The organism is Micromonospora sp. NPDC002575 (assembly GCF_042889525.1).
GTDB classification, from domain to species: domain Bacteria; phylum Actinomycetota; class Actinomycetes; order Mycobacteriales; family Micromonosporaceae; genus Micromonospora; species Micromonospora carbonacea.
In genome coordinates this window covers 38,606-54,753 of sequence record NZ_JBIARA010000007.1, presented here as the reverse complement: position 1 = coordinate 54,753, position 16,148 = coordinate 38,606, and the positions used below count along the sequence as shown (strand labels likewise).

Sequence of the window (16,148 nt, the reverse complement as noted above, 5' to 3'; positions counted from 1 at the left end):
CGGCGCGTCAGCTCCGGTCATCGGCACGTCAGCTCCGCCAGCACCCGGGCCAGGGCGGTCACCCCGGCGGCGCAGTCGGCGTCGGTGGCCGCCTCGGCGGGGGAGTGCGACACCCCGGTCGGGTTGCGCACGAACAGCATCGCCGTGGGCAGCCGCCCGGCGAGGACCCCGGCGTCGTGGCCCGCCCCGGTGGGCAGCACCGGCGCGTCGAGCAGCGCGGCGAGCCGCCCGCCGAGGTCGCCGGCGAAGCCGACCAGCGGCGTCGTTGACTCCTCGGTCACGGTTACCTCCGTGCCGTCGCGCCCGGCCCGCTCGGCGGCCTTCGCGCGCACCGCCTCGACCAGGCCGGCGACGGTCTCCGGGTCGGCGGCGCGGGCGTCCAGCCAGCCGGTCACCCGCGCCGGGATCGCGTTGGTGGCGTTCGGCTCGACCCGGACCCGGCCCATCGTGGCGTGCGCGCCGCGCAGCCGGGCCTCCTTGTTGGCCGCGAGCACCGTGAACGCGTACGTGAGCATGGGGTCGCGGCGGTCGGCCATCCGGGTCGTACCGGCGTGGTTGCCCTCGCCGTGGAAGTCGAAGCGCCAGCGGCCGTGTGGCCAGATGGCGCTGGCGACCGCGACGGGCGCGCCCTGGTCGACCAGCGCGCGGCCCTGCTCGACGTGCAGCTCCACGAAGCACGACCAGCCGGCGAGCAGGTCCGGTCGGGGGCCCGCCGGCCGGTCGCCCAGCGCCTCGGCCAGGCGCACCCCGTCGGCGTCGCGCAGCCCGGCCGCGCGGTCGGCGTCGAGCGCGCCGGTGAGCAGCCTCGACCCCAGGCAGGGTACGCCGAACCGGGCCCCCTCCTCCTCGGCGAACGCGGCCACCACCAGGGGCCGGGACGGGGCGACGCCGGCGGCGCGCAGCTCGTCCACGGCGAGGAACGCGCTGACGATGCCGAGCGGGCCGTCGTACGCGCCGCCGTGCGGCACCGAGTCAAAGTGGCTGCCGGTCAGCACCGCCCCGGGCGCGTCGGGCTCGCCCCAGCGGGCGAAGAGGTTGCCGTTGCCGTCGACGGTGACCGGCATGCCCCGGCGGTCGGCCTGCGCCCGGAACCAGTCGCGCAGCGCCAGCTCGGGCCCGGTGAACGCGAACCGCAGGTAGCCGCCGCTGCCGGCGTCGCGCCCGATCGGGGCGATCTCGTCCCACAGCTCGCGGAACCGGCGCTGGCTGCTGTGGTCGTTGTTAGGAAGGGGCCCTTCACCTACAGAATGCGTTAACAAGGGGCCCCTCCTTGCATCGGGACGCGGACGCCGGTGCGGGCGGCGACCTCGCGGGCGGCGTCGTAGCCGGCGTCGACGTGCCGGATGACGCCCATCGCCGGGTCGTTGGCGAGCACCCGCTCGATCTTCTGCCCGGCCAGCGCGGTGCCGTCGGCGACGCAGACCTGGCCGGCGTGGATGGACCGGCCGATGCCCACCCCGCCGCCGTGGTGGATGGACACCCAGGACGCCCCGCTGGCCGTGTTGACCAGCGCGTTGAGCAGCGGCCAGTCGGCGATGGCGTCGGAGCCGTCGGCCATCGCCTCGGTCTCCCGGTAGGGGCTGGCGACGCTGCCGCAGTCGAGGTGGTCCCGGCCGATCACCACCGGGGCGGAGAGCTCGCCGGAGGCGACCATCTCGTTGAACCGCGCCCCGGCCCGGTCCCGCTCGCCGTAGCCGAGCCAGCAGATCCGCGCCGGCAGGCCCTGGAACGCGACCCGCTCGCCGGCCAGCCGGATCCAGCGGGCCAGCGACTCGTTTTCCGGGAACAGGTCGAGGATCGCCCGGTCGGTGGCGGCGATGTCGGCCGGGTCGCCGGAGAGCGCCGCCCACCGGAACGGGCCCTTGCCCTCGCAGAACAGCGGCCGGATGTAGGCCGGCACGAAGCCGGGGAAGTCGAACGCCCGCTCGTACCCGCCGAGGCGCGCCTCGCCCCGGATCGAGTTGCCGTAGTCGAAGACCTCCGCGCCGGCGTCGAGGAAGCCGACCATCGCCTCGACGTGCCTGGCCATCGACTCCCGCGCCCGGTCGGTGAACTCGGCGGGCTTCGCCCTCGCGTAGTCCGGCGCGTCGGCCAGCTCCACCCCCTCCGGCACGTACGACAGCGGGTCGTGCGCGCTGGTCTGGTCGGTGACGACGTCGACCGCCACGCCCCTGCGCAGCAGCTCGGGGAAGACCGTGGCCGCGTTGCCGACGACGCCGACCGACAGCGCCCGGCGGTCCCGCTTCGCGGCGAGCGCCCGCTCCACGGCGTCGTCGAGGGAGTCGGCGACCTCGTCGAGGTAGCGGTCGCGCACCCGGCGGTCCAGCCGGGACCGGTCGACGTCGACGATCAGGCACACGCCGCCGTTCATGGTGACCGCGAGGGGCTGCGCCCCGCCCATCCCGCCGCAGCCGGCGGTGAGCGTCAGCGTGCCGGCGAGCGTGCCGCCTCCGTGCTGCTGCCCGTCGCCGCGGGCGCCGGCGAGCTTCGCGGCGACGGCCGCGAACGTCTCGTACGTGCCCTGGAGGATGCCCTGGGTGCCGATGTAGATCCACGAACCGGCGGTCATCTGGCCGTACATGGTCAGGCCGAGCGACTCCAGGCGGCGGAACTCCGGCCAGGTGGCCCAGTCGCCGACCAGGTTGGAGTTGGCCAGCAGCACCCGGGGGGCCCACTCGTGGGTGCGCAGGACCCCGACCGGGCGGCCGGACTGCACCAGCATCGTCTCGTCGTCGCGCAGGTCGGTGAGCGTGCGCACCAGCGCGTGGTACGACGGCCAGTCCCGGGCCGCCCGCCCGGTGCCGCCGTAGACGACCAGGTCGTCGGGGCGCTCGGCCACCTCCGGGTCGAGGTTGTTCATCAGCATCCGCAGGGCGGCCTCCTGCGGCCACCCCCGGGCGGTGAGCGCGGCCCCCCGGGCGGCGCGGACGGGCTGGGGCATCTCGTCTCTCCTCTCAGCCGAGGAACAACTGGCGGCGGGCGGCGGAGGACTCGAACGCCTCCAGCCGGCGCTGGGTCTCGGCGGGGGCGGCGTCGCAGATGGCCGACAGGACCACCATCGCCAGGGTCATCGGTGCGGTGTGCAGGTCGAATACGAGGTCGGTGCCGACGGCGGCCGGGAGCACCACCTCGGCGTGCTCGGTCGCGGGGCTGACCGGCGAGTCGGTGATCGCCACCACCGTCAGCCCGGCGGCCCGCGCCTCGGCCAGCGCGTCGAGGGTCTCCCGGGGGTAGCGGGGCAGCACGAAGGCCAGCAGGGCGGTCGCGCCGGCCGCCGCGGCCTGCTCCAGGCGGTCGGCGAGCAGGCTGCCGCCGTCGTCGAGCACCCGCACGTCGGGGTGCACCTTCGCGGCGAAGAACGCGAAGTACGCGGCCAGCGGCGCGGCGGCCCGCAGCCCGAGCACCGGCAGGGGGCGGCTCGCGGCGAGCAGCTTGCCGACGGCGGCGACCCGGCCGGTGTCGGCCAGCTCGCCGGCCAGCCGCTCCAGGTTGGCCATCTCGGTGTGCACGGCGCGTTGCAGCTCGTTGCCGCCGGAGGGCTCGCCGGTGGCGGCGGCCCCGGTCAGCTCGCGCAGCCGCCGGCGCAGCGCCGGGTAGCCGTCGTGGCCGAGCGCGACGGCGAACCGGGTCACCGACGGTTGGCTGACGCCGGCCAGCTCGGCCACCTCGGCCGCCGACAGGTACGCCGCGGCGGCGGCGTGCTGTACCAGGCTGTGCGCGATGCGCCGCTGCGTCGGGGTGAGCCGGACGCCCTGGAAGAGGTCGAGCACCCGGGCGGCGGACGCCCCAGCCGTGCCTCCTTCATTCATGGCCTGACCCTATGCATGAAGATTTTCAGAGGCAACCCGTGACGGCCTCCCGCGTCGTGCCGCCTCGGTACTATCCGCACGGCGGGTGAACAGAGGAGTGGGGCATGCAGCCGGATGGTCCGTACAGGTTCACCGAGGCGTCGGGCGTGTGTCAGGTCGGCAGCGTCTGGTGGGCGGTGGACGGCCAGGACCGGCTGATGACCGTCGCCGTGCTGGAGGGCGCCGCCGCCGCCGACCAGCCCTGGCGGGAGGCGTTCACCAACGCGGCGGACACCCTCGCGCAGACCCCGGGCGGCCCCCGCTACGTCAACGCCGACTTCGCCGCCGCCCGCCCCTGGGTGGCCTACCCGGCCGAGGTGGAGAACGCCGCCGACAAGCTCTTCGGGCTGCTCGGCATGCCGCTGCGCTCGCCCCACCTGGAGCCCGTCGGCGACCCGGCCGCCCGGGCAACGTCGGCCACCAGCCCGGTCACGCCGGCCGCGCCGGCCACGCCGACCTCGGGCGTGCCCAGCTCGGCCGTGCCCGCCTCCGGCCAGCCAACCTCTGGTGTCCCGATCTCGGGCGCACCCAGCTCGGGGATGCCCAGCTCCGGCGTGCCGGCCTCCGGGGCGCCCAGCTCGGGGGCGCCGCCGGTCTGGGCGGCGCACGCCACCGGTTCGCCGGTCGTCGCGACCGCACCGGCGGACCCGCTGGCCGCCCACCCCGGGCCGGCCGACCCCGGGCCGCCACACGACCCCTTCGCGTCGCCCGCCCGGCGCATCCAGCCGTCCCCGCCGCCCCGCCCGCGCACCGGGCTGCGGCTCGGCGTCGCGGCGCTGGCCCTGGTCGTGCTCGCCGCGGGCGGCGGGCTCGCGGCCTGGGCCGTCACCCGGGGCCCGGACGCGCCGCCGCCGGCCGGCCCCGCCGGGGCGTTCCCGACCGTCACCCCCGCCGCCGGCTTCCGCCCGTGGAGCCAGGCGGCCCCCTACAGCGCCCAGGAACGGGCGCTCGCCACCGCCGCGCCGGGGCTCGTCTTCGTCGAGGCCGTCTTCAACGGATACCTGCGCGACGGGCGGACCGGGGCGCTGCTCAACCCGACGCCCGTCACGTTCCAGCGGCGGTGCAGCGGCTTCGTGGTCGACCCCGCCGGGCACGTGCTCACCAACGGCCAGTGCGTCGCACCCGACGAGCCGGTCGCCCGGGAACGGGCCCTCTACACCCTCGGCCGGATCCTCGTCGCCGGGAAGAAGCTCACCTCGGGCGCGCTCGACGGCTGGGTCCGGTCGCGGACGGCCGGCACCCGGTTCACCGGCAAGGAGCCGGACCGTCCCCCGTCCAGCCAGGTCTTCGTGCAGCTCAACCAGGCCACCGGCGGGCTCACCGGCACCCCCGCGATCGCCGGCGAGGTGCTCCGCACCCGCGCCGCCGACGCCGGGGACCTCGCCCTGGTCAAGGTCGCCCGGCCCGACCTGCCCGGAGTCGAGCTGGGCGACGCCGCGGCGCTGACGCCGGGCGGCGCGGTGGTGGTCGCCGGCTACCACACCGTCGACGCCGACTTCCGCGACGCCACCTACACGCTGCGCTCGAAGACCGTGCAGGTCACCGCCACCGACACCGGCCAGGGCCCGGTGCCGCTGTTCCGGATCGGCGACGACATCGGCATCTACTCCCACGGCGGCGTCGCGCTCGACCCGGCCGGCCGGGTCGTCGGCGTGCTCACCAACGACCGGTCCGGGGCGGGCGGGGCCAACCGGGCCGTCGTGCCGGTCACCGCCGCCCGGGAGCTGCTGGCCGAGGCCGGGGTCACGCCCACGCTCGGCGACGCCGACCGGCTCTACCGGCGCGGGCTCGACGCGTACTTCACCGGGCGGGACGCCACGGCGGTGTCCCAACTGGACGCCGTCGCCCGGGGCGGCAACGGCAACGAGCTCGCCGAGGCGTACCGGCAGAGCGCCGCCGACCGGCAGCAGCTCACGGCGGCGGCGCCGGAGCAGTCCAACCTGCCCACGGTGCTCTTCTCGGGGCTCGGCGGCGCGCTGCTCGCCGCGCTCGCGATCGGCGTGGTGCTGCTGGCGAGGCGTCGACCGCGCCGCTGACCCCAGCCCTTCCCGGTGCGGTCAGCGGGTTGAGGCGTCGCGGCCCCACGCGCCCCGAGGGTGACGGCGGGCGCGCAGCGCGGCGGCGAGCGTGACGGCCACGTAGACCACCGCGGCCGGCGCGAGCCAGGGGCGGGGCAGCACCACGTCCCGCAGCCAGGACGACGGGGCCGACGGGCGGATCCCGGGGTGCGAGGCGCGCAGCATGGCGTTGCCGGCCCGCACCCGGGCCAGCGTGCGGACCAGGTCCCGCAGCGTCCGGGGGGTCTGCACGACCGACGCCACCGCCGACACCTCGCGCTTCTCGGCCGAGGCGAACCGGGAGTCCAGGAAGAGATCGTCGGCGATCTCGGCCGGGAACCGGTCGAAGCGCTCCCGCCCCGCCGCCGACACGCCCAGCACGCCCCGGCCGAACAGCGCGTCCGCGAAGATCGGCAACCGGGTGTTGATCGCGTAGTAGGCGCGCACGAGCAGCGGCCGGCCGGCGGTGACCATCTCCCGGCGGGGCGTCACGGCCAGCGGCGGGTCCACCGGCGCGGTCAGCGCGGCGGCCATCGCGCGCAGCGCGCCGGGGCCGAGGACCACGTCGGCGTCCAGATAGAACCGGGGGAAGCCGCGCACCACCGCGTCCCCGGCGTTCAGCGCGCCCGCCTTGCCCGCCTCGGCCAGCTCCACCACCCGTACGCCGGGCCGCGCGGCGGCCACCCGCGCCGTGTCGTCGGTGCAGCCGTTGGCCACCACGACGATGTCCAGCTCGACGCCGGCGTCGACGCCCGCGTCGGCGAGCAGCGCGTCCAGGCAGCCGCCGATGACGTTCGCCTCGTCGTGGGCGGCGATCACCACACCGATCGGGCCGGGGCGGGGCAGGGGGCTCGACACGGCTGACCAGCTTGCCGGACGGGACGCCGTGCCGGCAAGGCGGGGTCGCCTCGCCCGCGCGCCCCGCCGAACGGTCTCGGGGTCAGCGGGCGGGGCCCCGCGTTGGTATCGTCCTGGTGTTTCGCTCCTTACCGACGGTTGGACAAGGTGGACAGTCCCGCGCCGCTCACCGCCCCCGGCACCTGGATCGCGGGCGGCATGCCGGAGCGGCTCGACCGGGCCGCCGGCCACCTCGCCACCGCCGCGCTGGCGCTGATCGCGGTCAAGCCCCTGCTCGACATCGGCGAGCGGGACGCGGGCGGCGGGGTCGACCTGGGCGTCCTGCTCAGCGCCGTCGGGGCGGCGTGCATGGTGGCGGCCCTCGCGGCGGCGGTGCTCGCGGCCCGCCGGCTGCCGCCACGCCCCGTGCTGGCGATGCTGCTCGCCCTCGCCCTGCTGCTGGTCGTCTCCGGGTTCAGCTACCTGGCGGCCGGGCCGCGCGCCGACCTGCTGGCCCTGTTCGACATCCGCCGCTACCCCATCTACGGCCCACGGCTCGACCCCGCCTCGGCGATCCCCGCCGAGGCGGTGCGCCTGCTGGTCAGCTTCGCCCCGGTGGCGCTGATCGGGGCGATGCTGATGCGCCCGGCCCGGTTCCCCGCCCGCCGCCTGGCCGTGGTGGCCGCCGTCGTGCTGGCCGGCGCGGTCGTCCACTGCGCGCTGGCCTGGCTCCAGGTCGCCGGCGTCGTGCCCTACTCGTTCTACTTCGAGCTGCCCGGCCAGAAGATCGGCCGGGCGTCGGGGGGCTACTACCACCCGATGTCGCTCGGGCGGCTGCTGATGTTCTCGGTCTTCCTCTGCTACGTGCTCGGCGACCGGCTGCGGGTGGCCGGCGGCCGGCTGCGCCTGACGCCGCTGCGCCGGTACGCGCTGATCGGCCTCTTCGTGGCCACCGGCGTGGTGTCGCTGCACCGGCTCACCATCGGCTGCCTGCTGGTGATCGTGTTGGCCTTCGAGGCGCGGCGGCTGGGGGCCCTGCGGGCCGCGCTGGGCACCGGCGTCGGCCGACGACGGGTCGTGGCCGTGGCCGCGGGCCTGGTCGCGGCCGGCGGGGTCGCCGCCGCGCTCGCGGGCGACGCCGTCCGGGAACGCGCCGGGGTGGCGCTGACCGAGGTCGGCTCGCTCGACGTACGCTCCGACACGTTCATGCACGGCCGGGGCGCGATCTGGAACGACGTCGCCCGCGTCCTGCACCGGTCCACGCCGGACGTCTGGCTCTTCGGGTTCGGCTACGAGCCGTGGGACATGCACAACGACCTGCTGCGCATCCTCGTCGTCTGGGGCGTCGTCGGCCTCGTCGCGGTCGTCGGGATCGTCGCCGGCCTCTACGTCGTCGTCCGGCGGCGGTGCGCCGATCCGGCGCAGCGCTGGGCGCTCGGCGTGCTCTACGCGGTCTTCGTGCTCTTCGGGCTCACGCAGAAGCCGATGGCGTACCCGTACTTCATGTGGCTGTTCCTCTTCGGGCAGCTGGTGATCCTGTCGCTGGCCGGCGCGCCGGGCGCGTCGCCGGGCGACGCCACGGTCACGGCCGATGTCGAACGGGAGGAGGGGCGGCTCGATGGGGCATCCACTGCCGGCGTCCGTCCAGGGTGAGCACGACGCGGACGGCACCCCGCACGCGGGCGACGACGCGGCCGTGGTGCCGACGTTCTCGGTCTGCATCGTGGTCCGCGACCGCGCCGAACTGCTGGTCGACGCGGTGCGCAGCGTGCTCGCCAACCATCACCGGGACTTCGAGCTGGTCGTCGTCGACGACGGCTCGGCCGTGCCGGTCACCCGGGTGCTGGCGGAGGCGGGCGTGTCCGCCGACCGGCGGGTCCGGGTGCTCAGCCTGCCGCCGAGCGGCATCGCCCGGGCCCGCAACGTCGCCCTGCGCGCCGCGACCGGCCGGTACATCACCGTGCTGGACTCCGACGACGAGCTCTCCGTCGACGCGCTGGGCCGGCTGCACGACCTGCTGACCACCACCGGCGGCGGCTGGGTCTACGTCGACTACCACGAGGTGCGCGGCGACGCCTCCCGGCGCATCCGGCTGCCCGAATACACTTCGGCGCGCGCCATGCTGCTGGGGGTGCTGACCCGGCCCCGGCTGCCGTTCAAGCACTCCGGCACCACGATCGACCGGCGGGTGCTGGAGCGCATCGGCGGGTACGACGAGAGCTTCCGGCTCTTCGAGGACGTGGAGCTGGTGCTGCGGGCGCTGCGCGCCGGCGTGCACCCCCGGCACCTGCCCCACCCGGTGGTCCGCTTCCGCCGGCACGACGGCAACATCACCCGGGGCCGCCTCGGCGGGCTGGTCTTCTGGTTCCGGCTGGTCGACATGTACCGCCCGTCGCGGGCGCCCGGCGTGGCGCTGGGCATCAAGGCGCTGCGCACCCTCAGCGAGACGGGCAAGTGGCTTGTCAGCCTCGGCCGTTGACACCGGGCGCGGCGCGGCACCGCAGCGCGGGCGGGCGGCCACCATGCTGGCCCAGGTCGGCCTGTTGGGGCTGAGCCAGGCCGGCGTCACCGTCGCCGCGTTCGGCAGCCAGGTGCTGCTCGCCCGCACGCTCACCCGGGAGGACTTCGGCTCGTTCACCGCCGTGCTGGCCGTGGTGTCGCTGACCGCGCCGCTGGCCGTGTTCGGCGTCTCCGAGCTGTGGTTGCAGGTGTTCGGGCAGGAGGGCACGCGGGCGTACCGCTGGGTGGGGCCGTCGCTGCGGCTGGCCTGCGCGGCCTGCGCGGCGCTGCTGCTCGGCGTGCTGGCCTGGAGCGCCGCCGAGCTGCCCGACACCACGGCGGCGGCGGTGCGGGCCCTGCTCGCCACAGTCGTGGTGGCCCAGGCGGCGCTGGCGCTGACCGGGTCGGTGCGGCAACTGCGCGGCGACTACCGGGGCCTGTCCGCCCTCCAGTTGGCCCCCCACCTGGGCCGGGTGCTGGTCACCGTGGCGGTCTGGGCGGCCGGGCTGTCGGTCGTCGCCGCGGCGGCCGGGTACGCGGTCGTCGCCGTGGCGACGGTCGCCGCCTGCCTGCTGGCGTCCCGCGAGTTCCGGCGCGGCGCGATGCCGCTGGAGGGCCACCCGGCCCCCGCCGCCCACCCGGCCCCCGCCGGCGGCGTCGACGTCGGCCCCCGGCCGGGCGAGCTGCTGGGGGCGGCCACCCCGTACGTGCTCGGCAACGTCTGCTACCTGCTCGGCATCCACTTCGGCACGGTGCTCGCCGCCGAGCTGCTCGGCGGGGCGGAGGCGGCCCTGCTCGCCGTGCCGATGGCCGTGCTCACCGCCGTCTACCTGGTGCCCCGGGTCGTCTACCAGCAGTATCTGCTGGGCAAGCTGCACCGCTGGGCCGGCTCGGACGCCGAGGCGGTGCTGCTGGCGTACCGCTGGGGCAGCGCCGGGATGGTCGTGCTCGGCGTGGTCGTCGCGGCGGCGGTGGCCCTCGGCGGCCTGCTGGCCCTGCCGCTGGTGTTCGGCGCGGAATACCGTGACGCCGCGCCGGTGCTGGCGGTGCTGGCGCTGGCGGTGCCGTTCCGGTTCGGCGGCGCAGCCGTGGCCGCGCTGCTGACCAGCGGCGGGCTGCTGCGCCGCAAGGTGGTATACCAGGCCGTGGGCGCGGTGGCGCTGCTGGCGGCGCTGGCGGTGGCCGTCCCGGTGTGGGGCGTGCGCGGTGCCGCCGGGGCGACGGTGCTGGCGGAGGCGATACTCTGCTGCCTGCTCTGGGTCGCCGCCCGGCGGGGCGTCGTGGGCGACGCCCCGCTGCCCACCTGGCGCGACCTGCGCAGGCGCTTGAGCAGGGAGGCTCCCCGTGCGTCCTGAACCGGCCCCCACCCGTCCCGCGCCGGCCGCCGTGGCCCGCCGGCCCCTGGTCGTCGGCTACTACGGCATGGAGAACGTCGGCGACAACGCGTTCTGCGTCGTCATGGACTGGGCGACGCGGGTCTACTGGGGCGCCGAGGAGCCCGTCTTCGCCGCGCCGCCCATGGTGGACCTGCCGCCGGAGCGCACCGGCATGGACCCGCGCTGGTACCGCTCGCGCGGCACCGCCGACCGGGCCGGCTGGGTGCTCAACAAGGCCGCCCTGCTGCGCCGCTCCACCATGCTGGTCTTCGGCGGCGGCTCCGTGTTCCGCGAGATGGGCCCGCTGAGCGAGAAGAAGGTCTTCTCGCTGTTCTCCGGGGTGTCCGGGCATCCGATGGCCGCCGTCGGGGTCTCCGTCGGCCCGTTCGTCTCCGCCGCCTCCGAGCGCCGGTTGCTGCGCGTCCTGCGCCGGGTCGCCTTCATCGGGGTACGCGACATCGCCTCCGCCGAGGTCCTCGAACGGGCCGGCTACCCGGGCGTGCTGGTGCCCGCCGGTGACCTCGCCGGCCTGCTGCCCGAGGCGCTCGGCGAGCCGGTCCCGCCGCGCCGGCCGCGCCCCACCGGCCGGGCCCGCCTCGGCGTGACCCTGCTCGGCGTCGACCACGAGGCCGCCGACGCCGACGTGCGCCGCCGCGAGGACACCCTGATAGAGGGCGTACGCGCGCTGGTGCGCGCCGAGCCCGTCGACGTCACCGTGTTCGTGTTCAACACCCACCCGCTGCACGGCGACGAGCGGGTCGGCGAGCGGTTGCGGGCCGCCGTCGCGGGGCACTGCGACGTGCGGGTCGTCACCGCCCGCGACGGCGTGCGGGCCTGCTGGAACGAGATGAAGCGCTGCGACCTCGGGCTGCACATGCGGCTGCACGGGGCCGTCTTCGCGTACCTGGCGGGGGTACCGTTCACCCTCGTGCCGTACCAGCAGAAGTGCGACGACTTCCTCGACGAGATCGGGCAGCCGGCGGCGCTGCGCACGCCCCGGATGCCCGGCGACGCGGCGGCGGTGACCCGCACGCTGGCCGGCCTGCTCACCACCGAGGACGTGCCGGAGCTGCCCCGCGCGATCTACGCCGAGCGCGCCCGGCGCAACTTCACGGCGGCGCCCTGGGCCCGTGGGTGACGGCGGCCGGAGCCTCGATCGTGCCGTGGCCGGCCCGCGCACCCGACCCGGGCCCGTTGCGGCGGTGACCCGGCCACGCCCGCTCACCGCCGCCGGCCTGCTGGTGGCGGCGGCGCTGGTCGTCGCCACCGTCCTGCTCGCCGGCATGGCCGCCGTCGGCACCGGCCGCGCCGGTGACCCGGGCCAGGCCGCCCGGGCCGCGCCCGCCTACACCCCGTCGGCGGCCGGCACGCTGCGCGGCCTCGCCCCGGCCGGGACGCTGATCGGCACGGCCGTCGACCCGAGGGGCCTGAACCTCGACGCCGCCTACCCGGGGGTCCTCGCCGCCGAGTTCAACGCGGTCACCGCCGAGAACGCGATGAAGTGGAGCAACCTGGAGCCCTCGCCCGGCGTCTACGCGTGGGCCGGCGGCGACCAGATCGTCGACCTGGCCCGCCGCAACGGCCAGGCCGTCTACGGCCACACCCTGGTCTGGCACAACGACGTGCCGGACTGGGTCTCCCCGGACTGGCCGGCGCAGCGGCTGCGGGAGGTGCTGCGCCGGCACGTGACCGCCGTCGTCGCGCACTACCGGGGCCGGGTGTGGGCCTGGGACGTGGTCAACGAGGTGCTCGCCGAGGACGGCTCCCTGCGCGACACCCTCTGGCTGCGCAAGCTCGGCCCCGGCTACGTCGCCGACGCGTTCCGCTGGGCCCGGCAGGCCGACCCCGACGCCAGGCTGTTCGTCAACGAGTACGGCACCGAGGGGCGGACCGCGAAGGCCGACGCGCTGCTGGAGCTGGTGCGGCGGCTGCGCGCCGACGGCGTACCGGTCGACGGGGTGGGCTTCCAGGGGCACCTGGACGCCGAGCGCCCGCCCGAGGACGTCCGGGGCAACCTGCGCCGCTTCGCCGCGCTGGGCGTGCGCGTCGCCGTCACCGAGCTGGACGTGCGGGTGCGGCTCCCGGCGACGGGGGAGGGGCTGCGCCGCCAGGCGGCCGTCTACCGGGAGGTGCTGCGCGCCTGCCTGGACGTGGCGGCCTGCGCGTCGGTCACCGTGTGGGGGTTCACCGACGCCCGTAGCTGGATCCCCGGCTACCACCGCGGCTTCGGCGCGGCCTGCCTCTTCGACGCCGACTTCCGGCCGAAGCCGGCCCACGCGGCGCTGCTCGACGAGCTGGCGGCCCGGCGACGCACCGGCGGCTGACCCCGCGCGGGCGTGCTCGGGCGTGCTCGGCGGGGCGGCCACGCCGCGGTCACGAGCCGGCGGCGAGGATCTCCTTGACGGCGTCGCGGCGGACGGCGTCGTAGAGGGTGCGCGCCCGACGCTCGTCGGCGAAGACCACGCTCTCGCTGCCGACGGTGCCCGTGCCCCGGCTGGGCGAGGTGAAGAAGAACAGGTTGCCGCCGCGCAGCCCGCGTAGCTGGGTCGCCATGTCCAGCAGCGACATGCCCCGGTCGACGGAGACCGAGTCCGACGTGGCCCGCACGAACGCGTTGAGCCGGCTGGGGTTGGCGAGGATGCCGCCGGACGCGGCCCGGTCGAGGATCGCCTTGATGACCTGCTGCTGGTGCCGGATCCGGGCGAAGTCGCCGTCGGCGAACTGCTTGCGCTGCCGGGCGTAGTCCAGCGCCGTTTCGCCGTCCATGAGCTGCGGCCCCTGCCGGAAGGTGCGGAACGGGGGATGGATCGAGGTGAACGTCTTCTCCGACGTGATCTCGACCCCGCCGAGGGCGTCGATGATCTCCTGGAAGCCCGCGAAGTCGACAAGCACCACGTGGTCGATGCGGACGCCGGTGAACTGCTCCACCGTCCGCACCATCAGCGGGACGCCGCCCCAGGCGTACGCGGCGTTGATCTTCGCCTGCCGGCCGCCGTGCCGGCCGTCGGCGGAGCGGGGGACCGGGACCCAGGTGTCCCGGGGGATCGAGATCAGCTCGGCGCTCGACCGGTCCTTCGGCAGGTGCGCCACGATGATCGTGTCGGTGCGCGACCCCTGGGTGCCGTCCGGGTCCCGCGAGTCGCTGCCCAGGACCATGATGTTCAGCGCGCCCCGGGCCACCGCCGCCGGCCGCTCCTGCTCCGGCACCTCGGCGAACGCGTCGACCCGGTCGACGCCCCGCTCCACCGACCGCAGCCACAGCGCCCCGGCGACCGCGCCGCCCGCGCCCAGCAGCACCACGGCGAGCAGCGCCACCAGCGCGATCCGCCCCCACCGGCGGCGCTTCGGCGGTGCCCCGGAGCCCTCCGGCGTGGACGCTGCGGCGGACGGGCCGGACGGGCCGTCCTGGGTCGGTGCGGCGACCTGCTCGGGACGAGACATGGCGGCGATGCTATCGACGCGCCGGGCCCCGCACGTGCCCGTACCGGCCGGGCCGGGGCCGGGCGGGCGTGAAGTTCGCCACCCGTTGTTTCCCTGGACCTGATAGAACCCACCCGTGGACGCGACGAAGCTCCGGCGGGCCATCGCCCGCACCCGCCTCGCCCCGGTCGCCGCCTTCCCCAGGCGGCTCGCGCGGGTGGCCCGGCACGACGCCAAGGTGCTGCGCGCCTCCGCCCGCTGGCTGGTCACCTCCCGGGAGCACCACAACTACACGTACGAGCTGACCACGCTGAGCCGGCACCACCTGTCCTGGTTCGTCAGCGTCGTCTGCGACGTGCCGGTGGCCCGGGTGCGCGGCTGGTTCGCCGAGATCGAGGGCGACGACGAGCTGCGCCGGCACATCGAACGGGCCACCGCCGAGGCGTCCCGCCGGGGCCTGGCCGACCGCCAGGTCCGCTACGCCCGCCGGATCGGCTGGTACGCGATGGTCCGCGCCCGCCGCCCCGCGCACGTCGTCGAGACCGGCGTCGACAAGGGGCTGGGCAGCTGCGTGCTGGCGGCGGCCCTGCTGCGCAACGCCGCCGAGGGCCACCCCGGCCGGGTCACCTCGCTGGACATCAACCCCGAGGCCGGCTACCTGGCCCGCACCGCACCCTGGTCCGGGGTCGTCGACCTGGTGGTCGGCGACTCCGTCGCCTCGATCGGCGCGCTCGACCGGCCCGTCGACCTCTTCCTGCACGACAGCGACCACAGCCGCGCCCACGAGAAGCGCGAGTTCGACGCCGTCGAGCCGAGGCTCGCCCCCGGCGCGTTGCTGCTCACCGACAACGTCACCAGCACCAACGTCCTCGCCGAGCACGCCGAACGCACCGGCCGGCGGTTCCTGGCGTACCGGGAGACCCCGGCCCGGCACTGGTATCCGGGCGACGGCATCGGGGCCGCCTGGTGACGCCCGGCGTCTTAGCTTTGGCTTAGCCGGCTTGTCCCCGCCGTCGGGGGTCCGGCAGCATCGACCGGCGTGACCGACGCAAGCGTGCCCCCGGACGCCCCCCAACCCGCGGGCGGCCCCGGCCGCCGCCGCGCCCGCCGCCCCGGCCGGTCCCGCTGGCTCGCCGCCGGCGGGGTGGCCGTCCTCGCCGGCGTCCTCGGCCTGACCCTCGCGCTGCGCGCCGGCGCCACCCCCACCTGCGCGGCCCCGCCCGCCGCCGGCCCCCTCGCCGCGCCGGCCGCCGCCGCGCCGCCGGTCGGTGGGACCGTCCACAAGGGCAAGGCCACCTTCTACGACTCCAAGGGCGCCGGTGGCAACTGCTCCTACCCGAGCGCCCCGGCGAACCGGCTCTACGTGGCGCTCGGCCCGGCGGAGTACGCCGCCGGCGCGGCCTGCGGCGGCCACCTCGACGTGACGGGCCCGAAGGGCACCGTCCGGGTCCTCGTCATGGACCAGTGCCCCGAGTGCGCGCCCGGGCACCTGGACCTCTCCCGCGAGGCATTCGCGCGGATCGCCGACCCGGCGCAGGGCATCGTCTCCGTCAGCTACCGCGCGGTGGTCGACCCGCCGCTGCCGGGACCGCTCGCGTTCCGGATCAAGGAGGGCGCGTCGCGGTACTGGTTCGCCGTGCTGGTCGCCGACCACGGCAACCCGCTGCGCGCCGTCCAGGTGCGGCAGGGCGGCTCGGGCGGGTGGCGCGCCGCCGACCGGCAGGACTACAACTACTGGCTGGTCGAGTCCGGCGTCGGCCCCGGCCCGTTCTCGATCCGGGTCACCGACGTCTACGGCCACCGCGTCACCGCCGGTGGCGTCCGGCTGACGCCCGGGCAGGTCCAGCGCGGCACGGTCAGGATGTACGGCGGCGCGGCGGCCGGCGGTGGCCGGCCGGCCGCGCGCTCCGCGTCGCCCCGGCCCAGCGCCTCGCCGTCGCCCCGCGCGACGTCCCCCCGCCCGTCGCCGTCGGCCGCCCCGGCCTCGTCCAGCCCGTCGGCCCCGGACGCGCCCGTCGTGCCGCTCGCCGCCGGAGCGCCCGCCGGCTGCCGCAACTGAACCGGAGTCTCGTCGGCGTCCCCACCTGGCCGCGCCGGGATGTTTGGCCGGC

Annotated in this window: 13 protein-coding genes; 8 read left to right on the top strand and 5 right to left on the bottom strand. The window is 76.4% G+C overall.

All coding sequences use genetic code 11. The features are described from left to right. Positions 1-17: 17 nt before the first annotated feature. The 3 genes from ACFYWL_RS13190 to ACFYWL_RS13180 are packed head-to-tail and all read right to left on the bottom strand — an operon-like array spanning position 18 to position 3,809. Positions 18-1,259: an allantoate amidohydrolase gene (locus tag ACFYWL_RS13190; RefSeq protein ID WP_386971511.1), complete on the bottom strand. Its 1,242-nt coding sequence runs from the start codon at positions 1,257-1,259 to the stop codon at positions 18-20. Beyond that, positions 1,253-2,941: a urocanate hydratase gene (hutU, locus tag ACFYWL_RS13185; RefSeq protein ID WP_386971508.1), complete on the bottom strand. Its 1,689-nt coding sequence runs from the start codon at positions 2,939-2,941 to the stop codon at positions 1,253-1,255. Before hutU ends, ACFYWL_RS13190 begins: the two co-directional genes overlap by 7 nt. 13 nt (positions 2,942-2,954) lie before the next feature. Beyond that, entirely contained in the window at positions 2,955-3,809 is an 855-nt protein-coding gene (locus tag ACFYWL_RS13180; protein ID WP_386971505.1) for a MurR/RpiR family transcriptional regulator, read from the bottom strand. Positions 3,810-3,913: 104 nt separating this feature from the next. On the opposite strand from ACFYWL_RS13180, the gene ACFYWL_RS13175 reads away from it, so the two are divergent. Then, the gene (locus ACFYWL_RS13175) at positions 3,914-5,884 is read left to right on the top strand and encodes a trypsin-like peptidase domain-containing protein (RefSeq protein ID WP_386971502.1); all 1,971 of its coding nucleotides are present in this window, start codon (positions 3,914-3,916) and stop codon (positions 5,882-5,884) included. Positions 5,885-5,905: 21 nt separating this feature from the next. On the opposite strand, the gene ACFYWL_RS13170 is transcribed toward ACFYWL_RS13175, so the two are convergent. Further along, complete coding sequence (locus tag ACFYWL_RS13170) at positions 5,906-6,763, bottom strand: glycosyltransferase (protein ID WP_386971499.1); 858 nt, start codon at positions 6,761-6,763, stop codon at positions 5,906-5,908. A 147-nt stretch (positions 6,764-6,910) separates the two neighbouring features. Here ACFYWL_RS13170 and ACFYWL_RS13165 point away from each other — a divergent pair, with 147 nt between their 5' ends. The 5 genes from ACFYWL_RS13165 (at position 6,911) to ACFYWL_RS13145 (ending at position 12,941) form a co-directional block, all read left to right on the top strand. Next, positions 6,911-8,395 (top strand): hypothetical protein, encoded by a 1,485-nt coding sequence (locus tag ACFYWL_RS13165; protein WP_386971496.1) that lies wholly within the window; start codon positions 6,911-6,913, stop codon positions 8,393-8,395. Beyond that, positions 8,361-9,221, top strand: coding sequence for a glycosyltransferase family 2 protein (locus tag ACFYWL_RS13160; protein WP_386971493.1), 861 nt, complete (start codon positions 8,361-8,363; stop codon positions 9,219-9,221). The genes ACFYWL_RS13165 and ACFYWL_RS13160 overlap by 35 nt, the downstream gene beginning before the upstream one ends. Before the next feature lie 43 nt (positions 9,222-9,264). Continuing rightward, a complete protein-coding gene (locus ACFYWL_RS13155) occupies positions 9,265-10,596 on the top strand; it encodes a lipopolysaccharide biosynthesis protein (protein ID WP_386971490.1) in 1,332 nt (443 codons plus the stop codon). Beyond that, positions 10,586-11,755 carry a polysaccharide pyruvyl transferase family protein gene (locus ACFYWL_RS13150; protein ID WP_386971487.1) on the top strand — a complete coding sequence of 390 codons (1,170 nt, stop codon included), beginning with the start codon at positions 10,586-10,588 and terminating at the stop codon, positions 11,753-11,755. Before ACFYWL_RS13155 ends, ACFYWL_RS13150 begins: the two co-directional genes overlap by 11 nt. 64 nt (positions 11,756-11,819) lie before the next feature. Continuing rightward, the gene (locus ACFYWL_RS13145; RefSeq protein WP_386971484.1) at positions 11,820-12,941 is read left to right on the top strand and encodes an endo-1,4-beta-xylanase; all 1,122 of its coding nucleotides are present in this window, start codon (positions 11,820-11,822) and stop codon (positions 12,939-12,941) included. 49 nt (positions 12,942-12,990) lie between these two features. Here ACFYWL_RS13145 and ACFYWL_RS13140 read toward each other — a convergent pair whose 3' ends face one another. After that, the gene (locus ACFYWL_RS13140; protein ID WP_386971481.1) at positions 12,991-14,058 is read right to left on the bottom strand and encodes an LCP family protein; all 1,068 of its coding nucleotides are present in this window, start codon (positions 14,056-14,058) and stop codon (positions 12,991-12,993) included. A 115-nt stretch (positions 14,059-14,173) separates the two neighbouring features. Here ACFYWL_RS13140 and ACFYWL_RS13135 point away from each other — a divergent pair, with 115 nt between their 5' ends. After that, positions 14,174-15,007 carry a class I SAM-dependent methyltransferase gene (locus ACFYWL_RS13135; RefSeq protein ID WP_386971478.1) on the top strand — a complete coding sequence of 278 codons (834 nt, stop codon included), beginning with the start codon at positions 14,174-14,176 and terminating at the stop codon, positions 15,005-15,007. A gap of 69 nt (positions 15,008-15,076) precedes the next feature. Beyond that, complete coding sequence (locus tag ACFYWL_RS13130; RefSeq protein ID WP_386971475.1) at positions 15,077-16,096, top strand: expansin EXLX1 family cellulose-binding protein; 1,020 nt, start codon at positions 15,077-15,079, stop codon at positions 16,094-16,096. Positions 16,097-16,148 lie beyond the last annotated feature (52 nt).

Bases quoted from the DNA above. Each gene is read 5' to 3' on its own strand.
- ACFYWL_RS13175 (WP_386971502.1), top strand. From the start codon at position 3,914: ATGCAGCCGGATGGTCCGTACAGGTTCACCGAGGCGTCGGGCGTGTGT.
- ACFYWL_RS13140 (WP_386971481.1), bottom strand. From the start codon at position 14,058: ATGTCTCGTCCCGAGCAGGTCGCCGCACCGACCCAGGACGGCCCGTCC.
- ACFYWL_RS13155 (WP_386971490.1), top strand. From the start codon at position 9,265: ATGCTGGCCCAGGTCGGCCTGTTGGGGCTGAGCCAGGCCGGCGTCACC.
- hutU (WP_386971508.1), bottom strand. From the start codon at position 2,941: ATGCCCCAGCCCGTCCGCGCCGCCCGGGGGGCCGCGCTCACCGCCCGG.
- ACFYWL_RS13180 (WP_386971505.1), bottom strand. From the start codon at position 3,809: ATGAATGAAGGAGGCACGGCTGGGGCGTCCGCCGCCCGGGTGCTCGAC.
- ACFYWL_RS13160 (WP_386971493.1), top strand. From the start codon at position 8,361: ATGGGGCATCCACTGCCGGCGTCCGTCCAGGGTGAGCACGACGCGGAC.